This is a genomic window from Anaeromonas gelatinilytica, assembly GCF_016820635.1.
Taxonomy (GTDB): Bacteria; Bacillota; Clostridia; order Tissierellales; family SIT17; genus Anaeromonas; species Anaeromonas gelatinilytica.
This window is the reverse complement of sequence record NZ_WSFU01000031.1, coordinates 1-15830: the sequence shown is the minus strand read 5'-3', so window position 1 is coordinate 15830 and position 15830 is coordinate 1. Positions and strand designations below refer to the sequence as shown.

The 15830-nt window shown below is 25.7% G+C and carries 11 protein-coding genes; all 11 read right to left on the bottom strand.

Translation table 11 applies throughout. The features are described from left to right. Positions 1–2355: 2355 nt before the first annotated feature. Complete coding sequence (locus GOQ29_RS02700; protein ID WP_203371093.1) at positions 2356–4008, bottom strand: ABC transporter transmembrane domain-containing protein; 1653 nt, start codon at positions 4006–4008, stop codon at positions 2356–2358. Position 4009: 1 nt separating this feature from the next. Beyond that, entirely contained in the window at positions 4010–5338 is a 1329-nt protein-coding gene (locus GOQ29_RS02695) for a radical SAM/SPASM domain-containing protein (protein WP_203371092.1), read from the bottom strand. A gap of 100 nt (positions 5339–5438) precedes the next feature. After that, positions 5439–5567 (bottom strand): hypothetical protein, encoded by a 129-nt coding sequence (locus GOQ29_RS14810; protein ID WP_286672858.1) that lies wholly within the window; start codon positions 5565–5567, stop codon positions 5439–5441. Positions 5568–7604: 2037 nt separating this feature from the next. Beyond that, on the bottom strand, positions 7605–8003 hold the full coding sequence (dhaM, locus tag GOQ29_RS02690) for a dihydroxyacetone kinase phosphoryl donor subunit DhaM (RefSeq protein WP_203371091.1): 399 nt from the start codon (positions 8001–8003) through the stop codon (positions 7605–7607). A gap of 18 nt (positions 8004–8021) precedes the next feature. Continuing rightward, positions 8022–8639, bottom strand: a complete 618-nt coding sequence (gene dhaL, locus GOQ29_RS02685) for a dihydroxyacetone kinase subunit DhaL (protein WP_203371090.1) — start codon at positions 8637–8639, stop codon at positions 8022–8024. An 87-nt stretch (positions 8640–8726) separates the two neighbouring features. Further along, on the bottom strand, positions 8727–9719 hold the full coding sequence (gene dhaK / locus GOQ29_RS02680) for a dihydroxyacetone kinase subunit DhaK (RefSeq protein WP_350445961.1): 993 nt from the start codon (positions 9717–9719) through the stop codon (positions 8727–8729). 157 nt (positions 9720–9876) lie between these two features. Beyond that, positions 9877–11250: an aldehyde dehydrogenase gene (locus GOQ29_RS02675; protein WP_203371089.1), complete on the bottom strand. Its 1374-nt coding sequence runs from the start codon at positions 11248–11250 to the stop codon at positions 9877–9879. Positions 11251–11296: 46 nt separating this feature from the next. Further along, complete coding sequence (locus tag GOQ29_RS02670) at positions 11297–12214, bottom strand: hypothetical protein (protein ID WP_203371088.1); 918 nt, start codon at positions 12212–12214, stop codon at positions 11297–11299. Between the two features lie 42 nt (positions 12215–12256). Next, a complete protein-coding gene (locus GOQ29_RS02665) occupies positions 12257–12907 on the bottom strand; it encodes an alpha/beta fold hydrolase (RefSeq protein ID WP_203371087.1) in 651 nt (216 codons plus the stop codon). 7 nt (positions 12908–12914) lie between these two features. Next, complete coding sequence (locus GOQ29_RS02660; RefSeq protein ID WP_203371086.1) at positions 12915–14231, bottom strand: glutathionylspermidine synthase family protein; 1317 nt, start codon at positions 14229–14231, stop codon at positions 12915–12917. Then, entirely contained in the window at positions 14231–15544 is a 1314-nt protein-coding gene (locus tag GOQ29_RS02655) for a glutamate--cysteine ligase (protein ID WP_203371085.1), read from the bottom strand. The genes GOQ29_RS02660 and GOQ29_RS02655 overlap by 1 nt, the downstream gene beginning before the upstream one ends. Positions 15545–15830 lie beyond the last annotated feature (286 nt).

Sequence of the window (15830 nt, the reverse complement as noted above, 5' to 3'; positions counted from 1 at the left end):
TAACCAGCTGTGTATAACATAAATCAAAAATGAAAGGAGAAACTTATGCCAATTTCAGCTAAATAAATAAATTCTTCTGATATTTCTACTGACTTTGATAAGTTTTATAATCAAAATCAAGCTAATTTATTTTCTCTATTAAATGAATTCATCGATATTAGTAAATTCATTCCTGATTCTTTTTATAAACAGTATTATTCTCACTTTGGTAAAAACAGAAAATATTTTCTAGAATCTATTCTTTTAGCTTTTATTCTTAAAAATATTTTATCTATACCTAATATTAATCTTTTGATTAGCTTATTAAATATTTCTTCTAAAATGCGTGATTTTTATAGTTTTGTTAAAATCACTTATAAATTTCAATTTTCTAGATGGAACTCCCCTTTGTCCCCTTGATAGGTCATTACCTATGATCTATGATGGCATAACTAGAAAAAAGAGAATGATGATAGAATAAAATATTGCTGTCCCAAAGCTAAAAAAACATAGTAAATAATAAAGCAACATATTTACTGACCTGTGATAATCCTTGCACTAATTTCAAATGTAGTAGGATCAAGCAACTTACAGTTCATAACAATTACAGATATAATTCTTTCATTCTAAGAAATAGTTTAAAGTAGAAATATTTATTTAAAATAAGAACTATAATTGAAAAATCTATATCTCAAATTAAAAACTTTATGCAAATTAAATCTTCAAAACTTTAAAATACTATTTCATTAAAACCGGATATATTATTAGTTTGCATTTCTGAAATACTAGCTTTTATACTTTTATACAAAACTCAATAGACACATTCAAGTCCTTTAGCTATAAAATCTTTAATAGCATAAAACTTAATATTTAATTTTAAGGTTAGTTGAACCTTTTTTTCTTATGCCCATTTTTGTGTATAACTCTGTATCCTATTGGATTTTTAAGTGATTTTCTGTAGAATAAGTTCAAAATTACATTTTGCAATTCACTAATTATAAATATTCTTCTCTACTTTATCTGTAAATGTGTTAATAACTATCTATTTAGTCTTAATTTCATCTTATTTATCATTTATTTTTATAAACCTCTTATTCATGCCGTTTTTGTTTTCTTGAAATAAAAAGTTATCCACATCTTAATAGTTTTTTATTCTATAACTACCTATATGAATATACTAATTTATCTGAGAGTATATAGTATAATTTCTAATTACACTATACATTTTCTATATCTATTTATATTTTTTAACAATATCATAAAAGCTAGTAAACTAGAATACTATTTTATAATATCCTAATTTACTAGTCATTTCTATTAGTTTAGCTATACAAAATCATTAAAACAATATAAATATTTTGATTCTTATCCAAATTTACTATTATTTATTAAAATTTTTTATACACATTAAATCCTATGATTTATGCTAAACATAAATATAAATAGGACAAGTAACAAGAGGAATACAATAATTAGTATTATCATTGCATAAAGCAACTACATCGATTCCTATTCTCATTTCTTTACCTAACTATTAATTCCATAATTACATCTCTTTCCTTAAAAGTTATACTTATTATATAAAATAAATTCTTACTTATATTAAACATAAAAAATTAAATGAGTAAATTTCATATTTTAAAATCGTTGATTTTCCTAAATTTTATCAAAAACAAAAATGGGCTCTATCCCAATTTATCCAATATATTAAGTAGAGAACTTCAATACCCTAATGGAGTTAAACCTCTTAATGTGTATATTTTACAAATAAATTTAATTTTCTTTGGAAAAATTATAGAATTTCAACAAGAAACTAAACTTGAAATTATCTTATCCCAAATTGATATTTTAAAATTAGCTAATAAACTAAGAAAATCCAGCGATTCAAAAAGTTCGAAAGGCTATGAATCAACAACATTAATATATGCTCTAATTGCTATATAAATTGAAAAAATGCAAACTGTTAAATAATCAGTTCTTAATCTCAAACAAAATCTAGCTCTAAGATATTGCTGTAGTTTCGAAGTACTTGAAAAAGTATCTTCAGAATCTACTTTTAGTAGATTTATAGACAAACTAACTCAAATAGATGAACTTAAAGTACTTTTCCATGAAATAGTTATTTATGCTAAAAAAATGAATATTACAGATGGTGACTATGTATCTATTAATTTGACAGAAATAGATTCTTATATAATTTTTTAAAACTAGGAGGTATTTACAAATATCTAAAGTTGAATATTAAATTTAAAACTCATTTTTAATAAGCTATCGCTCTATAATAATTTTTTTCTACTTTAAAAATATTAATTACACAATTTCCTCAAATATATATAATTCTAATTATATATATTTAAGGTACTATAATTTTAAAATTTAATCAATATTATTTGATGTAATTGATAAACAATAATAATTAAAATCTATTATTTCATCACTTATAACTTGTATAGATCTATCATGAGAAACAATAATAATTATTTTATCTTTTTTTATTTGATTAAGATATTTTTTAATCCTTAATATGCTTTGTTCATCTAAAGAAGCAGTTGGCTCATCCAAAATTAAAATACCAGGTCTTTTTATCATCGCTCTTATAATTCCTAATTTTTGTTTTTCTCCTCCAGACATATTAACTAATTCTTTATTAGAACTTTTATTAGTGTAATTCAAATGTTTCTCTATAAAAAAAGAATCTAGAATATCTTTACTAAAATCTTTAATTCTACTTATATATGATATCTCATCAAATACTATATTCTTTTCTATTGTATCTTTGAAGATAACAGGGAACTGGTCCACTATACCTAATTTTTTCTTTCTAATGTAATACATATCTAATTGCTTGATTTTAATATTATTAAATAATATTTCCCCTTGATATCTTTGATTTAATCCTATTATTATATCAATAAAAGTACTTTTTCCTGTTCCATTATCGCCTACTATATTATATATTTTACCTTTTTTAAATTCATAATATGGTATTTCAAATAAAAAATTTTTATCATCATATCCTACTTTAATATCTTTTATTACAATAGAATTAATTTCATTTAATTTAATATTTCCATTAACATCTTTTTTTTCATTAAAATAATAGGATATTCTTGAATCAGCCACTTTTGCTTCTTGATATGTTTTTCCAAATTCTAACCAAGTTAAAACTATACCTATTAATGAACCATAATAATTATTTATTATAGTAAATTCTCCTATACTTAATCTTCCTTTGATTATTTCAAATCCCCCATAAAATAGTAATAATACTAAAGAAAAATTTTTAGCTAAGGAACTAATGCTACTATAAATAGTATTAGTTTTGTAATATCCTACTAAAGTTAAAAAAAATTCATGGAATTTTTTATCAAGTCTATCTTTAAAATATTTATAAATACAATTCATTTTAAGTGTTTTCATTAATTTCATTTGCTCATTTTGTGTAGAGAAAAACTCATTATTTTTTTCTCTAAATAAATATCCTTTTTCATATAATGGTTTTTTAAATAAATAATATATTAAAATATAAATAGGTAATGTTATTAATATAATAAAAAGTATTTTTGAGTTTATTTTATATATAATCCCTATTATAATAAAAAGCTTAAATATATTTATAAAAACAGAGCTAAAAAAATGAAAAATAAAATTTACTAAAGTATTACTATCCATATCAACTTTTCTAGTAATATATGATGGTTCAAACTGATTCAAATTATTTATTGGTATTTCATATATATTTGAAAAAACTTTCAGTTTTAATTGATATATGATTATATTTGAAAGTTTTACATATATCATATTTTCAATATACATTAAGATTACTGAAATTATTGCTACTATTAAAAAACTTAAAGTGTATAAATATATATCTGTTGTTCTCTTTTCAACTATAACATCTAAATATTTGCCAACTATATATGGTAATACTATTGAAAAAATTACACTTAATATACTAATGATAAACCATTTAGATATTTTGGGCATATTTTTTTTTATCAAAGGTAAATATTTATTAATCAATTCCATTTTATCCTATCCTCACATTACCTTTAGTCATTTCATAATAAAATTCTTTAATTATTTCTTTATAATTAACCATAGTATGTTGACACACAGAATCCCCATTATTTAGTCTTTTATTATAAGGACATCCCCCTTGACATATGGGTAAATTTTTACACTTTATACATTTGTCACCATATTCACTAAGCAACCAACTATTATGCTCATTATTAAATCTTACTTTATCATTTACATTTCCTACGCTATATTGTCTCATTCCAATTTGATTCCAACATTTAAACAAATCACCTCTAGGATCTATAAGATAATTATTTTTTCTCACAGCTCCACATGGTAATGATACAGGCTTTGGTATATTAATATTAAATGATCCTACGGGTAGCATTTTATATTGAATTAATAATAATTCTTTATTTATTTCAGCAAACTCTTGAAATGTATAACATGTAGATGCATGAGAAGTACAAACCTCTGAAATATCATGTACAGGTGCGAAATAAAAATTTATATTTTTATCTTTCCACCCTTTTTTATTAATAAAAAAATCAATCAAATTTTTACCCTCTATAACATTATTTTTATCTATATTTACTCTTATATTTATAGATAAAAAATCTTTTATTTTATCTATATTATTAATTATAATTTCAAAACTATCTCCATTATTTTTTAAATGTCTTCTTTTATTGTGTGTTTCTTTAAGTCCATCAATTGTAATCTGCGCCATATTTACCTTACAATCATTTTTCAATGTCATAGCTGTTTCTTTATCCAACAAAACTCCATTAGTTATAATATCAGCTGAATATGTAACTTCTTTTTCTCCACATAACTTAATAAGCTTATTACTCAACTCTTTTATAGTTTTCTTCTGCAATAATGGTTCCCCACCATACCATGTTATACTAAGATGTTTCAAATAATCAATTCTTTCTTTTACAAATTTAAGAATATTATTTTTAGTTATATCGTTTATTACTAAATCCTTTTTATCTTCAATACAATATGGACAATCCATATTACAATTCAAAGTAGGAGCAATAGTTAGAGACAAAACATTATTATCAAATTTAGCATCATATCTTCTAACTTTAAGTAAGGCTAATTCATCTATATCTTCTTCTATTAAAAATCCTTGTTCTAACATCATAATTATATCTGAATCATCACATTCATCTATATTAAATTCTTCTTTCTTCTGCACATTATGATATTTAGCTTGAGCCTCTTTATTCATTTTACAAAAAGAACCATTAAAACTATTATAAATTAACTTTTCTCCACGTGGTAATTCATCTATTAAAATATTATATCTTGATTTTTTTAACTTCATATTATCCCCCCATATTATATTTAATAAATTTCTATAATTTTATCCTTATAAATAATATTGCAAAAGAAATTAATTTCTTTTGCAATATTATTTTCTTTAATTAATGCTGTACTATACAAAAAATACTACATGTCGCAGTACGACAGTATGCACCACAATTAGTATTGTCATTACAAGGAGCAATCACATCAGTTCCTATCCCTGGTTCTTTACCTACTATTAATTCCATTACATTCACCCCCTTTAATTTAAATTTAATAAGAATATTATGAATATTTACAAAATAACTATTTACTTATTTCATAAATATATAATATTACTTAAAATTTTACTACATAAAATAACATATGTTTATATGCACTATAATCTTTTTAATAATCAATTTATTCCTAAAATTTTTAAAAAATCTATTAAATACTAATATTCTATCTATAATATATTGAATATTAATATTTGTTTAGCTCATATCTACATTATACATAGAAGAGTACATGAGCATGTACCACAATTAGTATTATCATTATAAAAAGAAACCACATCAACTCCTATTCCTGATTCGATTCTTTATCTACTATGAATTCCACTAAATTTACTCCTCTTTAAATCAAGTAGTATTTTTCAATACTTATGATTAATTTTTTATATTTTTAAATAGATTATTTTATCAAATATTTTAAATTCTATCTGAAACATCTATTTTAATCCTCACTTAATAAAAGTAGCACTTGTATATTCTTATAAGCAATGGCTTTTTTCACTTTATATAGTAGTAGAACCTCTTTCTAACAGGATTAAAGTCCCAAACTTCCTTCGTCCAACTTAATCTATATGTGAGTCCCGTCATGCTCGTATAATATGTTTAGGACTACTTTTTCAAGTACTCTATTCATGTTATTTTTTTATTTTTAAATACAATTTTAAATTAAGATATCCTAATGCTAAAATATATTTATAAAATAATTAGCGAAGGAAAATTCTTTTTCTCCTTGCAAAGCCTTGTGGTTATTGCCTTTAAAGCATGCTTCCTGACTTAGTTGTCAAAAACTGCCTACTACAGGTGCTTCATCCCTTTGTCTAAATCAACAACAAGGTAGTTTTCAAAAGTGAATGCTAATAAGTTAAAAATCACATTTTTCAATTCAAGATTTAAATTTACCAATGAATCTTAGTAAGAATATTGCGAATATTTTATAAGTAATTATTTTTTTATATGTAACATCGTTTGATATTAGTATATCATTCTTCCATTAATAAGTAAATAATATTTTTTAACTTAATTAAAAAATATCTAATTAGCAACTAACTATATTGTAATTATGTAATAATACAATAATAATGTAACCTTGTATTATTTAAATTAATATAAGGTATATCTATACTTTATTTAACAAGATAAAATAAACGAAGAAGTGATACTAAAAATTTATATTTCAATTCTTAAACAAGTTATTGAAATATAAAAAAACACCACAAATAACTAGTAATTTAGATTTATAATTGGTAAACATACAGTTAGATAGTAAATTAGAATTTATCACTCAAACAGAAAATTAAAATTATTGTCTCATACACTCTATTTCACATATGCAAAAGAAGTTAAATTTTTAGTTTTAAAAGACTATTATCTATCGAAATCAATTGCATAAATATAGCATGAATCAATTAATTGATTCATGCTATAAATTTTATTATCTCCACTATTTACTTAACATGAAACCCTTCAAAATCTCTAACTTAAGAAATGTTTCAAAAACCAAAAATAGAATATTAAACATAATTAAGAAATAAAAACATTAAAAAATCTTGAAAATATTAATATTAAATTCAATTTTTACAATTCATTTCATATGCCTTACCAAAAGCATATAGAGCATCTTTTTCTTTCTCACAATCTTTATAAATATTCCCATGAATCTGTTAATTCTTCTTTATATTCTTTACAGTTTTTATTGTCGAAATTATAAGAATAATACTTATATTTAACACAAACTTACAATATTTCTAAATTCACTTTCAATAAAAATGGACAAACGACAAATATGGATACATAAACGACATTAAATGTCATTCATGCATCTTAATTTGTCATTTATCCATTTACCTTAAAAAACTATTATAATTTACTTCAAAAATTTCCTTATTAGATTTAATCCTGATTTAGTATTTAGAAAGTAATTGATTATTAGATTACATATCTCTTATAATCCTCTGAATACAGCTTTGGGCTCTGCTATTAGCAAAACCCATTTTTATATCATTCCATATATTAACTATTATTTTTTATTAATATATCCTCAGATTCAATCACTTGTAATACTTCTTCCAAATTATGTTCTAGACTTGATTCTACTACCCCTAAAACAGCACCTTCAACTAGAGGAGCATTTGCTATTTTAAATTTTTCCCGTTCCTTTTCAGAAAACCATTCCAAAGCCAGCTGTACATTCATATTAGCGCTCCCCAGATCGGTTAGAATAATTATACCATCTTCTTTTTCCATCTTATCCAAAGCTTCATATATTAGATTAGCATTAGTTCCTAACCGCCCATCATCAGTTCCACCTACTGCTTTCAGGGGAATAGGCTCTTGTATCATCTGTTCAGCTAATTTTTTTGTACCTCTGGCTATTTCAGGGCTATGTGAAACTATTAATATTCCTACCATAAAAACACCTCTCCAATTCTAAAGAATTTCGTCAATTATTGTTTTGATTACTATATAACTAGAAGTAGCACCTGGATCCTGGTGTCCTTTACTTCTTTCACCCAAATAACTTGCTCTTCCCTTCGTTGCAATTATAGGTATAGTAGCTTTCATACCCTCTTCAGCTGCCTTCAAACAGTTTTTTAAGGCAGGTTTCAAATTAATACCTTTACTCTTACTCTCTTTTAACGAATTGACAGCTGGGATAATTGTATCTAACATCGTTTTTTCTCCAAGTTCAGCCTTACCTCTTTTCTTAATACCTTCAATTATGGATTCCCCAACTTGGATTAAATTATCATAAGAAATATTATCATCTGAAACGACCTTACTTGCATTTAAAAAAGCAGTACCATAGAGTGGCCCTGAGGCACCACCTACAGTGGAAATCAACGTCATGGCAATAGTTTTTAAGAATTGACTATTACCTTCAAAAGTAGTCTCAGCTATTTTTTCCTTAACTTTGCTAAATCCTCTAGCCATATTAATACCATGGTCTCCATCACCAATAGAGGAATCTAAATCAGTTAAATATTCTTTATTGGTAATTACCTCATCAGAAACTTTATCAAAAATAGTCATTATTTCCGTTGTCATAAACTAACTTCCTCCTTGAGTACCCTATTTATTATTATCTGCATATACTAGGTATTGGCTAGTATATGTAGATTGGAAATCATTAAATTATCTTAATAAGTTAATCTCAGTTGGATATTTTAATAATTCCTTTAATTCATTATCTAATTTCAAAAGAGTTATTGAAAATCCAGTCATTTCCAAGGAAGTCATGAATTCTCCTATAAATGTTTTATGAATCTTTATACCTTTATCTTCGAGTATTTCATTAACCCTTTTATTAGCAATAAAGAGTTCCATTAAAGGAGTTGCCGCCATACTATTAATCATCAATACTACGTCATCTCCAGCCTTAAAGGGTAGATCATCCAGAACACTATTAGTTAGGTCGCCAACAATTTCGTCCGCAGACATAATACTTGTTCTTTTTGTGCCAGGTTCTCCATGAATTCCAATGCCTAATTCGATCTCGTCTTCTGCAAGTGTAAAGGTTGATTTATCTGCAGAAGGAACTCTACAAGGATATAAGGCCATCCCTTTAGTTCTAACATTGGCAATTACTTTTTCTGCAGCTTTTTTAACTTCTTCAAGACTTCCGCCTCTTTCAGCAACAGCACCAGCAATCTTATGAACAAAAACAGTTCCCGCTACTCCTCGTCTCCCCGTAGTATAAAGACTATCTTCAACAGCTACATCATCATTTACTACAACATGGTCAACTTTAATCCCTTCAGCCTGAGCCATTTCTTCAGCCATCTCAAAATTCATAACATCCCCAGTATAATTTTTAATAATAAGTAATACTCCTTCACCACCATCAACAGCTTTAATAGCTTCAAAAACAGCATCAGGTGTTGGAGAAGTAAAAACATCACCTACTACAGCAGCATCCAACATTCCTCGACCTACATATCCTGCATGAGAAGGCTCGTGACCACTTCCACCGCCACTTACAAGTCCAACCTTTTTATTAGGAGCATCTTTCCTTACTAAAATGTTGAAACCCTCTAATTTTTTTAATTTATCAGGGTTTGCCATTATAATGCCTTCTACCATTTCAGTAACAGCATTATCCGGATTATTTATTAATTTCTTTTTCACAATTAACTTCCCCTTTCCACATATTATAAATATCCTCAATTAACTTTATTTTTCAGATTACCACCTACATCAATTATACCATACGCTATTAGGATATACTAGAAGTGAACTACCCCCCACTTATAGAAATATTAACTAATCTAAAAGTTAGCATAATTTACTTCAAAAATTTCCTTATTAAATTTAATTCTGATTTAGTATATGGAGGATATCTGAATTTCAAATCTAAAATCTTAGAATTTTTAAATACACTTTTTTCGTGGGTAAATGTATTAAAACTTTCCTTACCATGATACCTTCCCATTCCGCTATTCCCTACACCACCAAAAGGTAAATAAGGTGAAGATAAATGAAGAATTGTATCGTTTATACATCCTCCTCCATAAGATATATTTTCTATAATCTTTTCTTCTGTATCCTCATTATCAGTGAATAAATATAATGCCAAAGGTTTTGGGTAAGTATTTACTGTTTCTATCACATCATATATATTTTCATATTCTAATATTGGAAGTATAGGACCAAATATTTCTTCTTTCATTATTTCATCTTCCCAAGTAATATTATCTATTAAAGTAGGTTCTATGTATAACTCTCCTTCATCTGTTCTTCCTCCATGAAGTATATTACCATTAAGTAATAATTTTGATAGTCTATCATATTGATCTTTATTTATTATTCTAGGGTAATCTTCACTTTCTTTAGGATTTTGTCCATAAAATTCTACTATATATTTTTTCATTTCATTTATTAATTCATCCTTTATATCCCTTTGAACCAATATATAATCAGGAGCTATACAGGTTTGTCCAGCATTTATAAATTTCCCCCATATAATACGTTTTGCTGCCAAAGGTATATCCACATCTATATCTACTATTGTTGGGCTTTTTCCCCCTAATTCTAATGTTATAGGAGTAAGATTTTCACTGGCTATCTTCATTATACTCTTACCTACAGATGTACTTCCAGTGAAGAATATATAATCTAACTTCTCATTTAAAATCTCCTTAGATATAGAACTGCCTCCAGGAATAAATTTTATGTAATCTTCATTAAAACTTTCAAGAATTATTTTATTTAATACTTCCGAAATATTAGATACTTTTTGAGATACAGTGATTATTCCACAATTTCCTGCTGCTATAGCTCCTATAAGAGGAGATAGTGTAAGCTGAAATGGATAATTCCATGGAGCTATTATAAATACTACTCCATAGGGTTCCTTGTATATTTTACTTTTAGCTGGAAAATGAAATATAGGAGTCTTTACATTTTTAGGTTTAGTCCATTTCTCCAAATTTTCTATAAAATAATTTATCTCCTGTAATGTAACACCTATTTCTGTCTCATAGGTTTCAAAAGCTGATTTCTTAAAATCTTTGTATAAGGCATCTATTATATCTTTTTCATACCTTTCTATAGAATCCTTTAATTGTCCCAACATATCTAATCTAAAGGATATATCTTTGGTTATTCCTGTATGAAACATTTTTCTTTGAGATTCTATGATTAATTTACAATCTTTCATATCATCGCCCCTTTTTATATTGAAAAGAATAAGGCTTAGCCCTATTCTATTTTGCTACTTCATTTAATTTTTCTATATTTTGTAATACTACCTCTCTTTTTATTTTTACTAAATTAGGATCTTGATATTGAAGAGAATCTATAAGATCTTTCATAGATACTTCTAGTTTGTTTAAATATTTTTCATCTTTTTTTTCTAAATCTATCTTTTGTCTTAACATTGAAAAATACTCTTCATATTCAGAAGCCACCTTTTGTGCCTTATCCCAACTCTCCTCTAAAGATTGAATATAAACTTCACTAGCAGTATAATAAAGTCTATTTAAATCTCCATCAATATGTCCCTTGTATATATCAAAAAAATTTGCCAATGAAAATATTAATTTATTGATTTCTTTTAATGATGTCATTATTTCTTTATTTCCTACATTTATAGTTAAATTGTTTAAAGCTTTATCGGTTGCTTCTAAAGATTTTGTATTTACTCCTCCCTCCATTGCTGATATCTTATAATTATTCCAACTAGTATGTACTCCTGACACTATAAGTTCTAATTTCATCCACATTTTTTCTATTTCTTCTTGTTTTTTTATATTCTCTTCTTTTTTCTTTTCTTCATAACTTTTTTCTTCTGTTGGTTCTGGAGGTTGCTGTTGTCCTTGCTGTTGTCCTCCTCCGCTTTCTTCTTGGCCCCCACCTTGACCTTCACTTTCGGATCCTTCACTTTGGTCTTCTTGACCTTCTTTTTTCTCTTCTTTCTTTGTTTCTACAAATATAGGTTCTTCAGTTTTCTTCATTATTCCTTCGATATCTTCTATTATAGTTTTACTATTTTCTTGCATTTTCCCTAATTCTTCTGGTACCTTTTCCTTATCATTATTTGCATTAGGTTTTTCCTCTTTATTACCACAGGAAGACAATATTATTAAAGCTAATATAAAATAAATTAATATTTTTTTATTCATTAAGTTATCACCTCAGGATTATTATCTCCTAAGATAAATTTTTTATTTAAATTTTCCCTTCTGAATAAAATTATGTATAAGCTTTGCTGTCTTTTTTTTATAATGAATTTCTGCATGATTATATGGCAAAATAATAAAATCATCTAAATCTTCATGTTCTACTGATGCAATTGTAACTCTACCATCATTTTCATCTGATAAAAGTCTTCCAGTTATAAGATTTGACTTATTTCCAGCAATTGCACCTATTTTTATATTTTTTTTAGATATAGAATCAATCTTAGATACACTATCAGAAACTAAAGACCTTATAGTACAAAATATTCTAGGTAAAATTTTAAAATAATTATTAATCATATCTGCTAATTCACTACCATTATTAGGTGTACATATAAAAATACACTTGTCTATATAGTTAATGTATTGAGAATTTTCCAAAAGAAATCTTCTTATTATCAATCCTCCTGTACTATGCCCTACCATACTTATCTTTTCATTATTATCTAATCTTTCTATCATTTTTTTCATTAATTTACTAAATTTTAATGATCCCTTATCGATCTCTGAAAAAGTTAATGGTAAATCTACACATATTGGATCATAACCTAAATCTTTTAAATTCATTTTCAATGTTCTCATATCTCTAAAAGTCTTAAAATAGCCATGAATCAAAACTATTTTATGTCTCGACATTTTATCCCTACTTTCTTATATTAAATGTAGGTAATGTATATCCATCATGAATACCAGATATTATTGCATTCTTACCTACCCTTGAATATACTCCGTAAAAATTCTCATTATAAATATATAATCCTGTTATATTTTTAAAAGATTTTATAATATTATCTTCATCAAAATCTATCATATCTGTCTCAGGGGGATCAAAATATTCTTGAATTAAGTAATTACTATTATTACACTCTCTTATATGTGTTTCCCAATCTTCTTTAGAATATTCCTTACCTGCATATACTCCCTTAGATGCATATAAATCCATAGGCTTAATTATATAATTATTTTTATTTTTTATAATATCTTCTAAATCTAAGGTTTCTAAAATTAATTCTTTAGTATAAGGTATATGTTTCTTTATAAAATCTCTTTCTACTTCATCCAGAAATTTAAGAGTATCTTCATCATGTAATATCTTAAATATTATTTTATTATGAATAATTTGAGATTTTATAGGCCCTATAATAGTAGTATTCCCTGCCTTTATTCCCTCTATAAAACTTTCTACTTTATACTTATTATCCATTAAATCCTTAGTCACTAACCGTCTATATACTATATCTATTTTTTCATCTTTATAATATATATATCCCTCTTTACACTCCAATTCATCTGGACTAATTATCTCACACCATAATCCTCTTCTTCTAAACCTATCTCTAAATTCAACGAATTCATCCATTGATGATTTACTAACAAAATCTACAATAGCTATAGAAGGATTAGAATTAGAATGGTTTTCTATATATATATTCAACACTTCATCAATCCAAGTTTCAAACAATTCAAAAGGCTTAAAATCAAAATGATTTTTAAAACTTTCTACTCCCTTAGATTCCATAAAAATCCTTGATAATTCTCTTTCTTCATTCATTGCCGAAGTACCATCAGTATTTATTTCACAAAATTTAAATTCTCCATCATAATCATAAAAAATATCAAAACGAGCCATGGGAAAATTAGAGTCATATTGCTTGGGCAATAATATCAATTCATTTAACCAATTTGGAAATCCAAATTTAAATCTATAGTCTTCGTTATTTAAAAATCTATCTATAACCTTATTAAATATTCGATTCATAGTACTAGATAAATCTCTAAAATTATCAATATCCTCATCTGTATAAAATTTAGGCATATATAGAAAAGGAACTGGCTCTCCTTTATATGTTGCTTTTGAATTTTTTACTCTTTCTTTTATTTTCAAATAATCTTCATAGTATTCATCTTTATTTTCTAATATCACATCTACATATATCTCATCTATTTCTTTTCTATTCATTAATCTTCCTCCAACAATAAATTATTCAATATACAACATTTAATACTTTTCTCTAATCCTTTATAAATATTTTTCTTTATAAGAATAGCAGGATTTTCTCTCTGAGATACTATCTCTATAATAGGGTTTAAATATTCTTTTTCATTTTGACATAAACCTTCTAAAGCTAATTTAAGTATTTTATCTATTATTTCATTTATATCTAATCCATCAATATAACTATTGAATCCATTTGCCATTATTTCTCTTTTCACTATAGCAATCTTTTCATTATCCCAATCTTTAAACATATCTAAAAGAATATCTACATTTTTATCAGAATACATTATCCCTTTTATTAAAGCTACTCCTGCCAGATTAAATGGATATGGCACTGCATCCATCATTCTAATTTCAATAAAACCTTTTAATCTGACATCAGGAAATACCATCGTAAGAATATGTTCTAATTCTTTATCTGTAAATTCATCAGGATCAAATACATCCTTAACTAACTTATCTCCTACAAAATTAAATTCGTTGTTCTTCATTATTAATATAGGAGGTGTATTTAATATATATTCTGCATAATCACTACAACTAAATTCATTGTCTAAAGACTTAGGTACAATTTTTGATCTATCATCATCGCATTTATTCCAAATATCCGTTCTTAATATATTATTGGGGTATATATTCCCTTCAAATATGGGACTATTATCAAATATAAGAGATAAAATAGGTGATAATAGATTTGCCAATCTAAATTTTTTTCTACAATCTTCTTCATCAGAATAATCTATTGCTATCTGTATAGAAGCTGTTCCTTTCATCATATTATGAGCATACTCACCTTTATCACTAAAATACTGAGACATATATTTATATCTTTCTTTAGGAATAAATGGTATATTTTCTATCTTGCTTACAGGATGATAACCCATGCTTATCATATATTGTTCTTTTTTTTCTAATATGGGAACTATCTCCTTTAAAAAATCTATATAAATTTTCTCTAATTCTATTATAGTTTGCTTTGGGTTTATGCTTACTTCAAATTGTGCTCCTGGTTCTAATGTAATATTAATATCCCCTTTAGAAAGACCAAGTATATTATCCTCTGAATAATCTCCCTTCCATCCTTTAGACTCTAGTTCTTTTAATGTATGAGCTACTCCATTTTTTTCTCCATATGTAACAGTTTCTAATGTATTCTTATGTATAATAAAATGTTCAAATTCTACTCCTACTTTAAAATTATTTTTATTAGTAGTATGACTTTTAAAATAATCTATCAATCTTTTTCTTTGTTTATCTATTAAATTATTCCTCAAATTAATCCTCCTTATTGTATCCTTAATATTATTTTCTCATAAACACTACCGACTATATTTACCCTTTAAATTAATATTAACTCCATCTAATTTAAAATTTTAACATTTTTATACATTATATCAGATTGAAAATTATACATCTACTTTCTGACTGCTCCCACACCTAAAGGAGTGGTGTTCTAAACTACTAAAGGCTTCTCTATCAAAAGATGGTATCTGATTTATAGAACTGACCTACTTTCATTTAGACTTTGTTATCTATAGTCCTGGTGAACTATTAACGATA